This is a genomic window from Rhizocola hellebori (genome assembly GCF_016862955.1).
GTDB lineage: Bacteria > Actinomycetota > Actinomycetes > Mycobacteriales > Micromonosporaceae > Rhizocola > Rhizocola hellebori.
In genome coordinates this window covers 143,089-159,264 of the sequence record NZ_BONY01000006.1, presented here as the reverse complement: position 1 = coordinate 159,264, position 16,176 = coordinate 143,089, and the positions used below count along the sequence as shown (strand labels likewise).

General features: G+C 67.4%; 16 protein-coding genes and 1 tRNA gene. 12 read left to right on the top strand and 5 right to left on the bottom strand.

Translation table 11 applies throughout. The annotated features are described in order from the left end of the window. Positions 1-145: 145 nt before the first annotated feature. Both Rhe02_RS06665 and Rhe02_RS06660 read right to left on the bottom strand, forming a co-directional pair. Positions 146-219: transfer RNA gene (locus tag Rhe02_RS06665), tRNA-Ile, on the bottom strand. A 186-nt stretch (positions 220-405) separates the two neighbouring features. Beyond that, positions 406-1,173, bottom strand: coding sequence for an alpha/beta fold hydrolase (locus Rhe02_RS06660; protein WP_203907188.1), 768 nt, complete (start codon positions 1,171-1,173; stop codon positions 406-408). Positions 1,174-1,283: 110 nt separating this feature from the next. Here Rhe02_RS06660 and Rhe02_RS06655 point away from each other — a divergent pair, with 110 nt between their 5' ends. The 5 genes from Rhe02_RS06655 to Rhe02_RS06635 are packed head-to-tail and all read left to right on the top strand — an operon-like array spanning position 1,284 to position 4,916. Next, positions 1,284-2,369 (top strand): acyltransferase family protein, encoded by a 1,086-nt coding sequence (locus Rhe02_RS06655; RefSeq protein WP_203907187.1) that lies wholly within the window; start codon positions 1,284-1,286, stop codon positions 2,367-2,369. A gap of 42 nt (positions 2,370-2,411) precedes the next feature. Beyond that, the gene (locus Rhe02_RS06650) at positions 2,412-2,894 is read left to right on the top strand and encodes a cation:proton antiporter regulatory subunit (protein ID WP_203907186.1); all 483 of its coding nucleotides are present in this window, start codon (positions 2,412-2,414) and stop codon (positions 2,892-2,894) included. 14 nt (positions 2,895-2,908) lie between these two features. Beyond that, positions 2,909-4,099, top strand: a complete 1,191-nt coding sequence (locus tag Rhe02_RS06645) for a cation:proton antiporter (RefSeq protein ID WP_203907185.1) — start codon at positions 2,909-2,911, stop codon at positions 4,097-4,099. A 17-nt stretch (positions 4,100-4,116) separates the two neighbouring features. After that, complete coding sequence (locus tag Rhe02_RS06640; protein WP_203907184.1) at positions 4,117-4,443, top strand: ArsR/SmtB family transcription factor; 327 nt, start codon at positions 4,117-4,119, stop codon at positions 4,441-4,443. Continuing rightward, positions 4,440-4,916 (top strand): SRPBCC family protein, encoded by a 477-nt coding sequence (locus Rhe02_RS06635; RefSeq protein WP_203907183.1) that lies wholly within the window; start codon positions 4,440-4,442, stop codon positions 4,914-4,916. Before Rhe02_RS06640 ends, Rhe02_RS06635 begins: the two co-directional genes overlap by 4 nt. Positions 4,917-5,327: 411 nt before the next feature. Here the strand turns inward: Rhe02_RS06635 and Rhe02_RS06630 are convergent, their stop codons facing one another. Then, a complete protein-coding gene (locus Rhe02_RS06630; RefSeq protein ID WP_203907182.1) occupies positions 5,328-6,611 on the bottom strand; it encodes an MFS transporter in 1,284 nt (427 codons plus the stop codon). Next, on the bottom strand, positions 6,608-7,171 hold the full coding sequence (locus tag Rhe02_RS06625; RefSeq protein WP_203907181.1) for an ArsR/SmtB family transcription factor: 564 nt from the start codon (positions 7,169-7,171) through the stop codon (positions 6,608-6,610). The genes Rhe02_RS06630 and Rhe02_RS06625 overlap by 4 nt, the downstream gene beginning before the upstream one ends. 166 nt (positions 7,172-7,337) lie before the next feature. On the opposite strand from Rhe02_RS06625, the gene Rhe02_RS06620 reads away from it, so the two are divergent. The 6 genes from Rhe02_RS06620 to Rhe02_RS06595 are packed head-to-tail and all read left to right on the top strand — an operon-like array spanning position 7,338 to position 15,196. After that, the gene (locus Rhe02_RS06620) at positions 7,338-9,134 is read left to right on the top strand and encodes an AfsR/SARP family transcriptional regulator (RefSeq protein ID WP_203907180.1); all 1,797 of its coding nucleotides are present in this window, start codon (positions 7,338-7,340) and stop codon (positions 9,132-9,134) included. A 27-nt stretch (positions 9,135-9,161) separates the two neighbouring features. After that, positions 9,162-10,616, top strand: coding sequence for an amino acid adenylation domain-containing protein (locus Rhe02_RS06615; RefSeq protein WP_203907179.1), 1,455 nt, complete (start codon positions 9,162-9,164; stop codon positions 10,614-10,616). After that, positions 10,613-10,834 carry an acyl carrier protein gene (locus tag Rhe02_RS06610; protein ID WP_203907178.1) on the top strand — a complete coding sequence of 74 codons (222 nt, stop codon included), beginning with the start codon at positions 10,613-10,615 and terminating at the stop codon, positions 10,832-10,834. Before Rhe02_RS06615 ends, Rhe02_RS06610 begins: the two co-directional genes overlap by 4 nt. Then, positions 10,831-12,168 carry a flavin monoamine oxidase family protein gene (locus tag Rhe02_RS06605; RefSeq protein ID WP_203907177.1) on the top strand — a complete coding sequence of 446 codons (1,338 nt, stop codon included), beginning with the start codon at positions 10,831-10,833 and terminating at the stop codon, positions 12,166-12,168. The genes Rhe02_RS06610 and Rhe02_RS06605 overlap by 4 nt, the downstream gene beginning before the upstream one ends. 41 nt (positions 12,169-12,209) lie before the next feature. Next, the gene (locus tag Rhe02_RS06600; RefSeq protein WP_203907176.1) at positions 12,210-13,877 is read left to right on the top strand and encodes a class I adenylate-forming enzyme family protein; all 1,668 of its coding nucleotides are present in this window, start codon (positions 12,210-12,212) and stop codon (positions 13,875-13,877) included. Further along, positions 13,874-15,196 (top strand): KamA family radical SAM protein, encoded by a 1,323-nt coding sequence (locus Rhe02_RS06595; RefSeq protein WP_203907175.1) that lies wholly within the window; start codon positions 13,874-13,876, stop codon positions 15,194-15,196. The genes Rhe02_RS06600 and Rhe02_RS06595 overlap by 4 nt, the downstream gene beginning before the upstream one ends. Before the next feature lie 8 nt (positions 15,197-15,204). On the opposite strand, the gene paaI is transcribed toward Rhe02_RS06595, so the two are convergent. Further along, on the bottom strand, positions 15,205-15,657 hold the full coding sequence (paaI, locus tag Rhe02_RS06590) for a hydroxyphenylacetyl-CoA thioesterase PaaI (RefSeq protein WP_275412596.1): 453 nt from the start codon (positions 15,655-15,657) through the stop codon (positions 15,205-15,207). A 44-nt stretch (positions 15,658-15,701) separates the two neighbouring features. Between paaI and Rhe02_RS06585 the strand changes: the two genes are divergently transcribed. Then, positions 15,702-16,001 (top strand): hypothetical protein, encoded by a 300-nt coding sequence (locus Rhe02_RS06585; protein WP_203907174.1) that lies wholly within the window; start codon positions 15,702-15,704, stop codon positions 15,999-16,001. Positions 16,002-16,176 lie beyond the last annotated feature (175 nt).

Sequence of the window (16,176 nt, the reverse complement as noted above, 5' to 3'; positions counted from 1 at the left end):
TGGGCAAACGGGGTCGAGATCATTCCACGCATATTCCACGACTGCCGACAACGGCCCTACTTTTGGTGGCATCTGGCTGCGTCTGACTGGAATCGACCCACATGCTTGTTACCTGGTGAGCGCACGTATGGGCTGGTTTTGAAAGTGGGGCGGGTGGGGATCGAACCCACGACCGGCGGATTATGAGTCCGCTGCTCTAACCGGCTGAGCTACCGCCCCGGCGCGCCTAGATTACCGGATCGTGCCGGTGGAGCGGCGGCTGGATTGCCGGTGCGAGTGAGTGGTGAGTGAGCCGGTTGAAGCGACCCTGGTGGCAGTAGCGTGGCGGCAGCGAAATGCTCCTCCCGATAGGAATGCCGGGCCAGCTCCATCCCAGGGGAGCTGGCCCGTGCAGCGGTCCGGGGGTTACCGGTAGAAGCGCTTGAGCTCGCCGGCCATGGTCTCCGGGTCGGGCTGGTGGAACTGGCCGGGGAGCGCGATGTGGGTGCCGTTCGGGACGGTTTGGGCGATCGCCTGGGTCGCGTTGCGGAGCCAGTCTGGGCTGGCGTTGCTTTCGATGGCCAGGGTGGGTGCGGTGATGGTGGCGAATTCGACCGGGATGTTGCCGTCGTTGGTGATGGTGGCGTCGTAGGCGAGGGTTGGCGCCATCGCTTCGAGGGCCGGCCACATCGGGGACTGGCGGGCTTGGTCGACCGCGGAGGCGGGCCCGCCGACCACCTTGGTCATGAACACCTCGACGGCGTCGCCGTTGCGGCCTTCGGAGCACAGGCGGGTGTACTCCTCCGCGTAGTTGACCATGCCCGGTTTGAAGGGCGGCTCGACCAGGGCGAGTTTGGTCAGGGGCAGGCCGGAGGCAGCCGCGTGCAGGATCAGGATCGCGCCCGAGGAGACGCCGAAGGCGTGGGCGGAGACGCCGACCGCGTCGACCACGGCGGCTAGGTCTTCGACCTCGCGGGCCACCGCGTAGGGGGACGTGTCTGTGCTGTCGCCGCGACCGCGGCGGTCGTAGTTGACGACGGTGAAGTCGTTCTTGAGGAAACCGGTCAGGTCTCCGGCGAATCCGCGGTCGCAGAAGGCGCCGCCGACGAGGACAACGACCGGTCCTGAACCGGTCTTCACATACGCGATCGTGGTGCCATCTTTCGAGGTCACGGTCTCAAAGTCGGTAGTCATATCAGTTAGACCATAGTCGCGTCGCGAACTCATCGGGCGGCAGATCGGCCAGCCCAAAGCTTCGTTACACATGACGTGTGCGACGCGGGCCGCCGGGGTAAGTAGTGCCAGTGACCTTGGCAGTGACGACGAACGTCAATGACCACAGCACACCCGGCTCGCCGGCCCGCAGAAGCGCTTACATAGATACGCTGCGGGCCGCCGCGATAGCCCGGGTTTTTCTGCACCACACCCTCTGGATTTCGTGGCTTGCTGTGCTGTTTCCGTCGATGTGGGTGATGTTCGCCCTGGCTGGGCTGCTTGCGGCGCGATCGCTTGATCGCGGCGGGGTGACCCGGACGGTGGGCTCGCGGCTGCGCCGGCTGTTGCCGCCGCTGTGGGGGCTGGCCCTGGTCGCGGTGCCGATCATGCTGGTTCAGGGTTGGCTGACAGATCCGCGCAGTCCACTCTATTGGCCCGAGCTGTTGCTCTGGGTGGTGCCGCTGGCGAACCCGCCGACCAGTTCGTGGGCGGGCGCTTTCGCGATGGCGCTGTGGTACCTGCGCGCCTATCTGTGGTTCATTCTGCTCTCGCCCCTGTTGTGGTGGCTGTTTCGCCGGTGGCCGATCCCGGTGCTACTCGCGCCGCTGGCGGGTGCTGCATTGATGCATTCCCATCTGGTACCCCAACCGACCGGGCGTATCGGCGATGTGGTCGGCACAACGGCGCTGTATGGAACGGCGTGGATGCTCGGCTTCGCCCGCTATTCAGGGATGCTGGAGAAGCTTTCCGCGCGCACGGTTGCCCTGATCGTGGCCGTGCTCGCGGTCGCCGCGGCGGTGTGGGGGGTGCTGGCCGCGCCGCCCGATGCGACTCCGTTCAATGTGCAGATGGCCGAGGCCTTGTGGGGGACGGCCGTGGTGCTGGTCCTGATGCGCATCAAGCCGAGCATGGAGTGGCTGGCCCGCTTCCCGAAGCTGTCGGCCATGATCTCGGCGCTCAACGCCCGGGCGGTTTCCATTTACATTTGGCATCTTCCGGTACTGCTCGTGGTTGGCGCGATCCTGGTCGCGCTGGGGATCGACCCGTTCACCATGGAAGGCCGGGCGGCGGCGCTGCCGATCGGGGCGGTGCTGCTCACGCTCACGGTTGCGGCCGTGGGCTGGATCGAGGATCTGGCGGCCAAGCGGAAACCGGCCATCGTGCCGCCTGTCTAAGATGATCCGCACCACCAGGGCCGGGCGTGAGGGGCATGTGCTGTGGATGTCGAACGGACAGATCTTCCGGGAATCGGGCTGCGCCACGAGTTCCGCACCAGTCGCGGCCAGAACGCGGCTGTCATCTCGCATCACACCGGCCGCCGCGACGTGGTGGTCTACCACCGCGATGACCCCGACACCGCGCTGGCCACGCTGACGTTGACCGCTGATGAAGCCAACGGGCTGGCCGAGTTGCTGGGCACGGCCCGGATCGTGGAGCGACTGGCCCGGCTGCAGAAGCAGGCCACCGGTTTGGTCACCTCGCAGACGCCGGTCTCCGAGGGGTCGCCCTTTGCCGGGCGGCTGCTCGGCGACACCCAGGCGCGCACGCGCACGGGCGCCTCGATCGTGGCGGTCATCCGGGGCAGCGAGGTCATCGCCTCCCCGCGACCGGACTTCCGGTTCGTGGCCGGCGACATAGTGGTGGCGGTGGGCACCGAGGAAGGCACGTCGGCGGTGGCCGACATCCTCGCTCGCGGCTGACCGGGCGCCGCGGCATGCATAGCGCCATGATCTTGATCGAGATCGGTGCCATCGTCTTCGGGCTGGGCATGCTCGGCGCGCTGTCGGTGCGGTGGAGCATCTCCCCGATTCCGCTCTACCTGCTGGCCGGGCTGGCCTTCGGGCACGGTGGGGTGCTGGAGCTGACCACGAGCGAGGAGTTCACCGCGACCGGGGCCGAGATCGGCGTCATCCTTCTCCTGTTCACCCTGGGCTTGGAGTACACGGCCGCCGAGTTGGTCAGCACCTTGCGCCACAACGCTTCCGCCGGCTTGGTCGACCTCATCATGAACGCGGCCCCGGGCGTGGTGGTGGCGCTGCTGCTGGGCTGGGGGCCGGTGGCGGCCGTGGCCATGGGTGGCATCACCTATGTGACCTCGTCCGGGATCACCGCCAAGGTCATGGCCGACCTGGGCTGGCTGGGCAACCGGGAAGTCCCGGTAGTGCTCTCGCTGCTGGTTTTCGAAGACCTCACCATGGCCATATATCTGCCCATCCTGACCGCTGTTCTGGCCGGAGCGGGGCTGCTGGCCGGATCGATCACCCTGGCGATCGCGGCCGCCACGATAACCGTCATCCTGACCATCGCGTTGCGGTTCGGTTCGCTGGTCGAGCGGCTGGTGGCTTCGCCCAGCGAGGAGGTGGTGCTGCTCAAGGTGCTCGGGCTGACCGTGCTGGTGGCCGGGGTCGCCCAATATCTTCAGGTGTCCGCGGCCGTGGGAGCCTTCTTGATGGGCATCGCCCTGTCCGGGCCGTTGGCACACACCGCAAGGCAGTTGCTCAGCCCGCTGCGCGACCTGTTCGCCGCCGTGTTCTTCGTCTTTTTCGGACTGCAGACGGATCCGGCTCTGCTCCCGCCGGTGGCTTGGGTCGCCGCTCTGCTGGCCGTGGTCGGGATTGGTACCAAGATGGCGACAGGTTGGTGGGCAGCCCGCCGTGCCGGAATCGGGATCACCGGACGGCTCCGCGCGGGCGCGGCACTGACCCCGCACGGCGAGTTCAACATCGTCATCGCCGGGCTGGCCGTGGCGGCCGGCGTCAACTCAGAGCTGGGGCCGCTGGCTGCCGCCTACGTGCTCATTCTCGCCGTGCTAGGACCGATCATCGCCAGAGGCGTTGAGCCGCTTGCCAAATACGTCAACGCCAGACGGCGGCGGGCGGAGGGCTTGAAGTCCACGGCTCCGTAAGTCTAGACTTACGGTTCGTGGGGACTTACGGAGACGCGCTGGGCCTGCTCGGCGATCCGACCCGCCGCGCGATCTTTGAGTTGCTCGCCCGGCGTGCCTATTCGGTCGGCGAGCTGGCGCAGCAACTGCCGGTCAGCCGGCCGGCGGTGTCACAGCATCTGCGCGTGCTCAAGGAGGGCGGCCTCGTGGTCGACCGGGCCGAGGGCACCCGCCGCGTCTATCAGCTCAATCCCCATGGGGTAGCGGCTTTACGGGCCTATCTGGATCAGGTGTGGGGCGATGCGCTCACCGCTTTTCAGAAGGCGGTCGAAGCCGACACGGATTTCGACGAGGAGCAGCGATGACAACCACAATCCCTTCCATCCAACGCAAAATCACCGTCGGCGCCCCAGCCGAACGAGCTTTTAAGATCTTCACCGAATCGCTGGCGACCTGGTGGCCGGCTGGTTATCACATCGGCCAAGCCGACTTCGCCGATGTCGTCATGCAGCCTCAGGTGGGTGGCCGCTGGTTCGAGGCCGGCACGGACGGCAGCGAATGCGACTGGGGTCGGGTCCTGGTCTGGGAGCCGCCGCACCGTCTCGTGGTCACCTGGCAGATCAACGGAAACTGGGAATTCGACGCCGATCCGGCGCGCGCCAGCGAGATCGAGGTCCGCTTCACCGAGCTGGAGCCGGGCCAGACCACGGTGGAGCTGGAACACCGCTACCTCGACCGGCTGGTCGCCGGCCAAGCCGCCTACGCGGCCGTCAGCGACGACTCCGGCTGGAACGGCATCCTCGCCCGCTTCGCCGAGACCGTCACCGACCAGTCCTAGCCCCCTGCGGGTGCGGCAGAGACGTATGTGCCGTGGACCCTCCCCCGCCCACCCGCGCTGCTCCACCAGGCCCTGCCCACTACTCCCGTGCCACCTGCATCTCTGCGTTAGGACTGCGAGGCAGAGATGCAGGTGCGGTAGACCCCCCAAGCCCGGCGCAGCAAACGACGTCTTCAGCGACCCGCAACAGCGGCGCGGCCCAGACGCCAACAACCCGCGCGGCAAAGCGACGGGCGACCATCCAGCCGCGACAGCGGCGCGCGGCCCGGACGCCAACAACCCGCGCGGCAAAGCGACGGGCGACCATCCAGGCGCGACAGCGGCGGGCGGGGCCGAGACGCCAACACCCAGCGACGGCAAGGCGGCCGGTGGGGATCTGGCCGTCAATGGAGGCGCAGCGGCAAAGGGAAGTCAGCTTGCGGTGGTGAGGGCGGTGGGGGCGGTGGGGGCGGTGGGGGTGGGGGCGCTGTCGGGCTCGGGTGGCATGGTGGGCAAGGTGCGCACGTCTCGGCTCAGCAGCATGACGAGGACCCCGGCCAGGTTGATCGCCGCCGCGATGAGCAGGGTGTTGCGGGCGCCCCAGGCCAGCGCGGCTGGACCGGCGAGGGTCTGGCCGAGCGGGATGGCGAGGAACGAGCCCAGCGCGTCGTAGGAGTAGACGCGGGCCAGCATCTCGCCGGGAATGTAGCGCTGCATCGTCGATTCCCAGGCGACGCCGAACTGCTCGTAGGCGATGCCAGCGATCAGCGCGGCCGGCATGAGAGCGGCCAGCGCGGGCTGGTAGGCCATGGCCACCACCAGCGGGATCTCGCCCAGCATGCAGATGACACCGAGCCGCAGCAAGCGGTTGACCCGCAGCCGGATGGCGATCACGGCGCCCAGCACCATGCCCGCGGTTTCGGCGGCGAGGACCAGACCCCAGGCCTGACGGCCGATCGTCTCGTCGGCGACGACCGGCCCTAGCACGCCCAAGGCGGCCGCGTGGGCGCAGTTGAGCAGGGTGAAGCCGAGCACGACCGTCCACAGCCAGGTGCGCGAGCTGAATTCCCGCCAGCCTTCGACCAGATCGCGCAGCGGATGGCGCGCCTGACGGGTCGGGGCCACCCGAGGCACGCGGATGAGCGAAAAAGCCAATGCGGCCAAGGCAAAGCTCGCGGCGTCCACGGCCAGGCCCCAGCCGGGGCCGAACGCGGCGACGAGAACGCCGCCCAGTGACGCCCCGAGAATCATCGCGGCGTTGATGCCCAGCCGGTTGAGCGCGTTGGCGGGCTGGATCAGCTCGGGCGGGATCGTTTGCGGCACAAGGGCTGCCGAGGCAGGCATGGAGAAGGCGGTAACCATCCCATTGATCGCGGACAGGCCCATCAGCAACGGCACGGTCGCGCTGCCATCGAGCACCACGAACGCGACTGCCCCCTGGGTGAAGGCGGCGGTCAAGGCCGAGGTCACCATGACCAGGTGGCGCGGAAGACGGTCGGCCACGACGCCGCCCACCAGCAGGAACGCCACATTGGTCAGCGATCGGGCGCCCACCACCAGGCCGAGATCGCGGGCGGAGCCGGTCAGATCCAGGACCGCGAAGGCGAGGGCGATCGGCGCCACGGCGTTGCCCAGCATGGTGATGAAACGGCCTGCTGTCAGGTACCGGAAAGCTGAAAAACGAAAGGGGGCAAGGTTATCGGATCGAGGTGTCATCGGCCTGGCTCCATCTCGAAAAGCGCGATGGTGGCGTTGACGCGAATGGTTCCCGGGCTGCGTGGCGGCTTCGCCGCACGATGCAGGGCGTCGGAGGCGTCGCTGATGCGGTTGCGGATTTGCGCCCACTGCTCGGGATCGACCCACAGCTCGGCATCGGTGAGGTGATTGGTGATGCGGCGGCGCATGAGCATGCCCCGGCGCTGAAGCTCGGAAGCCAAGGCGGCGTAGATAAGCCGATGGTCGCGGGTCGGCTTGGCGTCCGCGGGCGGCGGGACATCGGGACGCGCCAGATCGCGCTCAAGGTCGTAGCGGTATCGCTTGGCGATGCCACCGTGGATGCGTTCCTCCCCCGCCACCTCGATGATGTCGGCCGCGTGCAGGTGGCGAAGATGGTAGCTGGCGTTGGCGTGGGTCATCGCCAGCTCACGCGACACTTCGGCGGCCGTCATTTCGGCACCGGTCAATAGGGACAGGATCCGCAGCCGCATCGGGTGGGCCAGCGCCCTGAGCTGCACTCGGGCCTGCGCGGCCTGCCGCTCCGCATCTCCCAAAGACATGTTGGGGAGCTTAGAGCCCACCCGAACAACCGTCAAACAGTTATTGGGCAGCCTTGTTTAAACACCCCTCGTCAGACCACGATCAGAATCATTAATCACATAGCCACATGCAGAAAGATCATTGTGGCCTGTGTGTCGGATCAGCTGTAAGTGGTTGGGGTTTGCGATGTTGGAGGTATCTCTGCTCGGGCCAACCGAGGTTCGGGTATCGGGAGAAAGCATCACGCTGGCGCCACTGGAGCGAAACCTGCTCGCAGTGCTTGCGCTGTCGAAGGGAACCGTCATCTCTACCGAGAGGATCATCGACTGCCTATGGGGAGACCGTCATCCGGCCTCGCCCCGTTCGCGGGTGCAGGGCCTCATCTCCACGCTGCGCCGCAAGGTCGGCGAGGCCCTGATAACCCGCCACCCGGGCTATCAACTCGACGCGGCCGGCACCACCATCGACCTGGACGAGTGTGAAGACCTTGCCCGCCAAGGGCGTCTCGCCAAGTCCCCCGGCGAAACGGCTCAATACCTGCGAAAGGCGCTCAGCCTGTGGCGAGGCGAACCGCTCGACGGGGTCTCCGCACCCGGAATCGAGGTGGATCGAACCCGCCTGTGCGAGAAGCGGGTGGGCCTGCTCGAGGAGAGGTTCGAAGCCGAGCTGGAGGTTGGCAACCATGCCGAGATGGTCGGCGAACTGACCGCGACCGTGTCAGCGAACCCGTTGCGCGAGCGGCTCGCCGGGCAGCTCATGCTTGCCCTCTACCGCTGCAATCGGCAGGCCGATGCGCTTAAGGCCTATCAGGCCCTTCGGGAACGGCTCGCCGAGGAACTCGGCAGCGACCCGTGCGCGGATCTGCGCAACCTGCACGCCACCATCCTGCGTGGCGAGCTGGTCTATCAGCCGCAGGCCGATCCGGTCGCCGAGCTTCGGCCGGCCCAATTGCCCGCCAGCGTCGGGCATTTCACCGGGCGCGACAGCGAGCTGGCCACGCTCACCCGGATGATCAAACGGCAGTCCGATGAGCCGCGGGTGCTCCTGGTCTCCGGCCTCGGCGGGCTGGGCAAGACCGCGCTCGTGGTGCGCTGGGCGCATTCCATCGCCGACCTCTACCCGGACGGGCAAATCTTCCTCGATCTGCACGGCCGGGCGCCGGGGATGGCGATGCCGGCCGGAACCGCACTGGCCGTGGTGCTTGCCGCGCTTGGCGTGGCAAAGGGCGATATCCCGGTCACCGACGACGAGAGGGCGGCTCTTTACCGGACGCTCATAAGCAGCAAGCGGGTTCTCCTCGTCGCCGACGATGTCAGCTCGGTGAATCAGCTGCTGCCACTGGTACCCCCGACGACCGCAAGCCAGTTGGTGGCCACCAGCCGCCGAAGGCTGGTAGCGCTGGCGGCCCACCATGCGGTGCAGCCGCTGCGGATCGAGCCGCTGAGCGTAGAAGCGACCTACGATCTGCTGTCGCGGATAGCCGGCCCGGAGCGGTTGCGCGATCCCGCGGCCGGCCGGGTGGTGCACTGGTGCGGCGGATGGCCTTTGGAGATCAGGCTCACCGGCAGCAAGCTCGCGGCCCGACCCTGGCAGTCGCTGAACTCGTTCGCCGACGAGCTGGCCGAACAGCTCGACGATCCGGTGCTGGGCGATGACCCGCGCAGTGTGCACGCCGCGCTGGCCGGCGCCTACCAGTCGCTGAGCCCGGCCGCGGCGCACCTTTTCGGCCGGCTGGGCCGGTATCCCGTCTCGTCGCTGTGCCTGCAGACCACCGCGGCGGAGGCGGACATCTCGGTGCGCCGGATGCGGCAGCTTTTCGATGAGCTGACCACTGTGCATCTGGTCATCGAGGACGGGCCGGACCGCTATCGCTTTCACGACATAGTTCGCAGGTTTGCGCGCCGGTGCGCCGCGGAACTCGTCGATCGGGACGCCGTCGACGAGTGGATGCGCCAGCGCGTGGCGGATTCCTATCGGATCTGAAGCGACTTCGAAGTCATCGTTGCCACGATGACTTCCATGCTTAAGACCGACCTGGTTGATGAGCTCACGGAGGTTGCTGAGAAGCATCCGGGGCGTCTGGCAATTGTCCATAATGGACAGACGCTCAGCTACTCTCAGCTCAGCTCGCTCGCCCAGGCCGTAGCGCAGCGTCTCGGCCCGCTACCGGGGATGGTCGGGACCTACGCCACCCATTCACCGGGGACAGTTGTCGCGTTGTTCGGAATCTGGGCGGCCGGCGGGGCCTATTGCCCCATCGATCCCGCCTTTCCGGAGGAGCGCCAGCGCGCCATGCTGGCGGCCGCCGGGTGTAACAAAGTGCTTGCGTCACAAGAAGGTCTGGCCCTGCCGCCAGGCATCGAAGCAATTCAGCTCGCGGAAATTCAGGCGGATCCCGAGGCGGGACGGGTGATGTGGGCGGCCCCCAACTCACCGGCCTATTGCCTGTTCACCTCGGGATCCACCGGCGAGCCCAAACCCGTGATCACCTCGCGGCGCGCCATCGGCACGACCGTGCCGTCGCTGCGGGAACTGTTCGACATCGTCCCGGGCGATCGAGTGCTGCAATTCGCCTCGTTGAACTGGGACACCTGTTTCGAGGAGATCCTGCCCACGCTGACGGCCGGCGCGACGCTGGTCTTCCACAGCGAGGCGCATACCGGCTCGTTTCCCCGTTTCCTGCGCATGCTCGCCATCGAACAGATCACCGTGGTGAACCTGCCGACCGCGTTCTGGCATGAGCTGGTGCACTTTCTGACCGACGAGCAGGCCGAGCTTCCGCCGATGGTCCGGCTGGTGATCATCGGTGGGGAGGCGGTCAACCCGACTCGGCTGGCGGACTGGGCCAAGCTGCCCACCGCGTCGATCCGTTTGCTGAACACCTACGGCTGCACCGAAACCACCCTCATTACTCACGCCATCGATTTGCCGGGCCCCATTTTCCCGGTACCGATCGGGAGCCCACTGCCCCATGTCATGCAGCTGATCAGCGAAGAAAGCGAGCTGCTGATAGGCGGGCCTTCGCTGGCCGATGGCTATCTGGGGCGGCCCGACGCCACCGCCGCCCGCTTCGTGACCGTCCACTCCGGACGTTTCTTCCGCACCGGCGACCGCGTCAGCGTTGGCCCCGGCGGGGTGCTGCTGCATGACGGCCGGATAGATCACCAGGTGAAGATCCGTGGCATCCGGGTGGATCCGGCGGAGGTCGAAGCACAGATAGCGGCGCATCCCGGGGTCAGCGAGGTCGCCGTCACCGGGTACACCGTCGCCGACCACACCGCGCTGGTGGCCTACGTGGTGCCCAGGCCACACGCCCCGGCAAAGCTCGACATCGACATCATCGATTTCCTGCGCATCAGGGTGCCGGCCCACCTCATTCCCAGCCGCATCCGCATCGTGACCGAACTTGTCTACACCACGAGCGGAAAAGTCGACCGCCGTGGACTCAAGGAGGCCCATCCATGATGGTTGACGGCGTAACCGACATCTTCCGCAGGGTGCTGGAGACCGGCGAGGTCGGCACCGAGTCCGACTTCTTCGCCCTCGGCGGCGACTCGCTGCTGGCGACGCGGGTGCTCAGCGCGATCGCACGCAAGTACGGAGTGGAGCTGTCCTTCGACGACTTCGTGCTCGCGTCGACGCCGGGCACCCTGGCCAGACGGATAGCGAGCGCCACGCCATGAGGGTCATCGTGGTCGGGGCCGGCCTGGCCGGGTTGACCGCCGCCACCGACCTCGCCGCGGGCGGGGCGCAGGTGAGCGTGGTGGAGGCCCGCGATCGGGTGGGCGGCAGGACCCACGGCATCGAGGTGGCGCCCGGCAGCTGGGTGGACGCCGGGGCGGCTTATCTCGGCGAGCGGCACACCGAGCTCAACGCGCTGCTTGCCGAGCTGGGCCTGAAGACCACGCCCACCACGATGACCGGCGAGAGCCGTTTCGCGCTGGGGCACGGCGACCAGACCCGGCCGGGCCGCTTTCCGCCGCTGAGCGCGGTCGCACTGGGGGACATGTTCGAGCTGCTGGACGAACTGACCAGGACGATCCGGCTCGACGCGCCCTGGCTGACCCCGAACGCCTCCTATTTGGACTCCGTGACCGCGCTGGAATGGGCTCAGCGCAAGCTGACCCACCCCGACTCGCAGCTGTTCTTCCCGCTGTTCCTCGGCGAGATGATGGCCGCCGACCCGGCCGACGTATCGGTGCTGCACATGGCTTTCTACCTCAGTTCCGGCGGTGGCACCCGCTACCTCAACGCGTTTGAGGGCGGCGCCCAGCAGGACCGCGTCTACGGTGGCGCACACCAGATCTGCGAAGAACTGGCGGCCCGCCTCGGCGACCGGATCCGGCTCGGCGAGGCGGTGCGCGCGATCCGGCAGAACTCGGCCGAAGTGGTGGTGTGCACCGATTCCGGTGAGCTTCGCGGCGACGTGGCGGTGGTTGCCGTGCCACCGTTGCTGGCCCAGGCGATCGACTTCACCCCGGCTTTGCCGGTTCGGCGTGCTACTCAGTTCACCCGCGGCTGCGCGGTCAAGGTACATCTGGTCTATCCCGGGCCGCTGTGGCGCGCTCAGGGGCTCAGCGGCTGGTCGGTCAGCGCGCAGGGCCCATTGCTGTCCACAGTGGACGACTCCCCCGCCGACGGCAGTGTCGGCGTGCTGACCGGATTCGTCACCGGCCTGCAGGCGCACCGCTTCTCCGCGCTGAACACCCCAACCCAGCGCGGAGAAGCGGTGGCCCATGCCGCCCACCTGTTTCCCGATCTGCCCCCGCCGATCGGCTTCTATGTGACCGACTGGGTCCATGAGGAGTACAGCCACGGTTGCTATGCCGCGCTCTTCGGGCCGGGTGACTGGATACGGCACGGGCCACACCTGCGCACCCCGCACCAGCGCGTGCACTGGGCCGGCACAGAGACGAGCACCGAATTCTTCGGGCTCATGGAAGGCGCGGTTCGCTCGGGGCACCGGGTGGCTGCCGAAATCCTTACCCGCCACTATTCCCTTGGAGGGACAGCATGACCGACAGTCCCCTTGCTCCACTTGCGGTTAGGGAGCAATTCATGATCGAGCCCGACCTGGGCGCGGGCAACTTCCTTGAGTACGCGGTGAAAGCCAACCCCAACCGCACACTGCCCTTCCTCTACAGCCACAGCACCGACCATCGCGGCGAGGTCGTGCTGCGCGGGCACAGTCTGGTCGAGGTGGCCGCGCTGCGCGACCGCTACGCGAAGTGGTACTGGGCCAACGGGGTCAGGCCGGGCGAGCCGGTCGGCATCGTGGTCGCCGAGGGCATGGAACCACTGATCCACTTCCTCGCGCTCTCCGCGCTGGGCGCCATCCCCGCGATGATCAACGACGCCATGCGGCCGGATGTCCTGGTCCGCTACCTGAATTTCGTTGGCGTCGTGGGCGTGGTGGCCGACGACACCACCCGGATAGCGTCGGCCTACCGCGCCGACCCGCAGAACCGGCCGCGTTTCCTGGCCCTGTCCTACGAGGTGGCCGCCTTCGACGCGGAATCGGCGAGCCTGCCCGAGGTCTACCCGTACCGGCACGCCCCCGATGATGTGGTGGCCCTCATCCACTCGTCGGGCACTACCGGTACCCCGAAATCAACAATGCTCAGCCACAGATCCTTCTGGGACGGCAAGCAGCCGCGCATGGTGCGATTCCCGGCCGAGCCTTACGACAAGCTGATGTGCCTCATGCCGCACACGCACGCGGGCGGTTTGAGCTACTTCCTGACCGCCACCCTGCTGGGCCTGCCCATGGTGGCCATGGCCGACTGGCGGCGCAAGGTGGTCGAGCCGGTCATGGAGGCCTTCCAGCCCACCATGCTGGCTTCCTTCCCGCGCAGTTTCGTCGAGCTGGCCACCGGCGAGCTGCCGGTCAAGGGCGCGGCGAAGGTGCATTCGTGGTTCAACACCGGTGACTCGGCCCACTACGGCCACATCCGGCGGCTGGTGACCCTCGGCGAGCGCCCGGCCGGGCTGATCAAAGCGTGGCTGCTTCCCGAGGATCGCGCCGACGAAGCTGCGGTGCCCGGGTCCCAGTTCATCGACGGCCTCGGCTCGACCGAGATGGGGATGGCGCTGTTCGGCGGCATCACCACCCCGGAGACGCCCCGCAACGACCGCTGCGTAGGCAAGGCGCAGCAGGCCGTGGAGAAAGCGGCGGTGCTCGACGACGACGGCAACGAGGTGCCCGACGGCACGGTGGGCCTGCTCGCGGTGAAGACCCCCTCGCGCACCCCCGGCTACTGGAAGAACCCAAGACTGACAAGCAGTTTCGAGCTTGCCGGCTACTGGCTCACCGGTGACGTGGCGCGCCGCGACGCCGAGGGCAACTTCTACCATCTGGATAGGACGGTGGATGTCATCGACACCATGGCCGGGCCGGTCTACAGCCTGACCCTGGAAGAGGTGCTGCTGGCCGACTGCGCCGAGATCGTGCGCGACTGCTCGGTCGTCGGGGTGCCCGCGGCCGAGGGCGGCCAGCGCCCGATCGCCGTGGTGCAATTGCAGACCGGGGCCACCGACTGGACCAGCGAGGCGATTCTGGAGAAGGCCAACAAGGAGCTCTCCGCGGTGGGGCTGGCCACGCTGGGCGCGGTCAAGATCGCCGTCAAGCCGGAGGACTTCCCGCTCGGCCCGACCGGCAAGGTGCTCAAGCGTGAGCTGCGCACCAGGTACGCGACCCTGTTTGCCAACGGCGCATCGACGCGATGAACATCGACGCGGCTCGGCAGCCGTACCAATACGTCCGCCCGGTTCTGCACGAGCCGGACTGGCGGCGGCTGCCGGGCTGGCGCGAGGTCACCAAAGCGCAATGGCACGACCCGCAATGGCAGCGGGCTCATTGCGTGAAGAGCCCCAAGCAATTGCGCGCTGTAGTGGGCGACCTGCTCACCGAGCATTTCTTTGACGAGCTGGCGGCCGATCTGAGCGGATTCGCCACGATGTCGATGCTCATTCCGCCACAGATGCTCAACACCATGGCGCCGTTGACCTTTCTCGATGCGGACGGGTTCACCGAGGGATTCCTGGCCGATCCCGTCCGCCGCTACATGCTGCCGGTGCGCTCCGACCGCGATCCGCACTGGCCCAGCCATCCCCATTCGGCACGCGACTCGCTGCACGAGGCGCAGATGTGGGTGGTGGAGGGGCTCACCCACCGCTACCCGACCAAGGTGCTCGCCGAGCTGGTGACCACCTGCCCTCAATACTGCGGGCACTGCACCCGGATGGATCTGGTCGGCAACTCCACCGCCCAGGTCACCAAGGCCAAGCTGGTGCTCAAACCGAGCAGCCGCCAGGAGCTGATGCTGGACTATCTGAAGCGAACCCCCGGGGTGCGCGATGTGGTGGTCTCCGGCGGCGACGTCGCCAATGTGCCCTGGCCGCGGCTGGAGGCGTTCCTGCGCCAGCTGCTGGAGCTGGACTCGGTGCGCGACATCCGCTTGGCCACCAAGGCTTTGGTCGGCCTGCCCCAGCATTGGCTGCAGCCGGACATCCTCGACGGGCTGGCCGCGGTCGCCAAACTGGCCACGGCCCGCGGCGTCAACCTGGCCGTGCACACCCACGCCAATCACGCCCGGTCGGTCACACCGCTGGTGGCGCAGGCGGCCCGGGCTCTGCTGGGCGCCGGCGTGCGCGATGTGCGCAACCAGGGCGTGCTGATGCAAGGGGTCAACGCCACCCAGGCCGAGCTGCTCGACCTGTGCTTCGCCCTGCACTCTGAGGCCGGCATCCTGCCCTACTACTTCTACATGTGCGACATGATCCCCAACGCGGAACACTGGCGTCTTTCCGTCGCGCAGGCTCAGCAGCTTCAGGATTCCCTTATGGGGTACCTACCCGGCTACGCCACCCCGAGACTCGTCTGTGACGTGCCCTATCTGGGCAAGCGCTGGGTGCACCAGGTCACCGAATACGACCGCGAGCGTGGGATCTCCTACTGGACAGCCGATCGGCACACCTACTACGACCCGATATCCACCCTGCCCGAATCCGGCCGCCGCTGGTGGTCCGACTACGCAAGCCGCTGACCGCGGCGCTACCGGTCAGCTTTCGCGGGCAGCAACCGCCGCGCCTGGGCCTCGGTGATCAGCACGCTGTGGCCACGGAACTCCGCGATCACGGTGCCGTCCGGACGGCGAACGGTGACATCGTAGATGCCGTTGAGCCCGCTGCGGGTTCGCTCCACCGCCTCGGCCAGCAGGCTTTCGCCCGCGGCCACCGGCAGCAGGAAGGTCACCTCGGCGCTGCGCGCCAGCGCGACCGGGCCATGGGTGTTGCTGGCGAAGGCGAACGCGGCGTCGGCGAGGAGGAACAGAAATCCGCCATGGGCGATTCCATGCCCGTTGACCATGGTCGGCTGCACCGTCATGCCCACCCGCGCCCGGCCCGGACAGACCTCCTCCAAGGTGATCCCGAGCAGCTGGCAGGTGGGATCGCGCTGGTACAACGCCTGTGCGCGGGCTCGGCTCTGCTCCTCTTGCGCCTCCACCAGCCGAGCCTGGCATCCACGCCCACAAATCCACTCTGAATCCGGTGCGAATCCATAGTTGCCCGTCCCGCACCTACACCGGGGTGGGTTCTTGCGGGGAGCTGAGCGGCAAAATCTCGCTCAACGGCCGCGATGACCTTCTCGTCGGCTCCGTCAACTCACCGGCGACCTGGGTGCGGGTGACGGCCGGGCCCGATCGGCTGTCCGTTCCCGTCGTGGGTGGCTATTTTCTGGTCCCCCCACGCCTCACCGAGCGACGCGATGATGTCCTGACCTTCACGCTACTCAGCGCCGAGGGCGCGGCCCTGAGCAAGACAGCGTGCGCCAACAAGCCTGGTTGTTAACCAATACGGGCAAAACGACGGTGGTCAGCACATCGTCCATAGTGGATGAATGGTCCACCATCTTCCCCAATCCAGCGGGACCTGCGGCGAAATCAAACCACCTTTGCTGACCGCCGCACCCTTTTCAGTGTCGCGGCCGGCGAGAGTCAAACCGACCGCAACGGACTTTGACACC

Bases quoted from the DNA above. Each gene is read 5' to 3' on its own strand.
- Rhe02_RS06600 (WP_203907176.1), top strand. From the start codon at position 12,210: ATGATCGAGCCCGACCTGGGCGCGGGCAACTTCCTTGAGTACGCGGTG.
- Rhe02_RS06635 (WP_203907183.1), top strand. From the start codon at position 4,440: ATGACAACCACAATCCCTTCCATCCAACGCAAAATCACCGTCGGCGCC.
- Rhe02_RS06595 (WP_203907175.1), top strand. From the start codon at position 13,874: ATGAACATCGACGCGGCTCGGCAGCCGTACCAATACGTCCGCCCGGTT.
- Rhe02_RS06615 (WP_203907179.1), top strand. From the start codon at position 9,162: ATGACTTCCATGCTTAAGACCGACCTGGTTGATGAGCTCACGGAGGTT.
- Rhe02_RS06645 (WP_203907185.1), top strand. From the start codon at position 2,909: ATGCATAGCGCCATGATCTTGATCGAGATCGGTGCCATCGTCTTCGGG.
- Rhe02_RS06605 (WP_203907177.1), top strand. From the start codon at position 10,831: ATGAGGGTCATCGTGGTCGGGGCCGGCCTGGCCGGGTTGACCGCCGCC.
- Rhe02_RS06620 (WP_203907180.1), top strand. From the start codon at position 7,338: ATGTTGGAGGTATCTCTGCTCGGGCCAACCGAGGTTCGGGTATCGGGA.
- Rhe02_RS06630 (WP_203907182.1), bottom strand. From the start codon at position 6,611: ATGACACCTCGATCCGATAACCTTGCCCCCTTTCGTTTTTCAGCTTTC.
- Rhe02_RS06610 (WP_203907178.1), top strand. From the start codon at position 10,613: ATGATGGTTGACGGCGTAACCGACATCTTCCGCAGGGTGCTGGAGACC.
- Rhe02_RS06660 (WP_203907188.1), bottom strand. From the start codon at position 1,173: ATGACTACCGACTTTGAGACCGTGACCTCGAAAGATGGCACCACGATC.
- Rhe02_RS06625 (WP_203907181.1), bottom strand. From the start codon at position 7,171: ATGTCTTTGGGAGATGCGGAGCGGCAGGCCGCGCAGGCCCGAGTGCAG.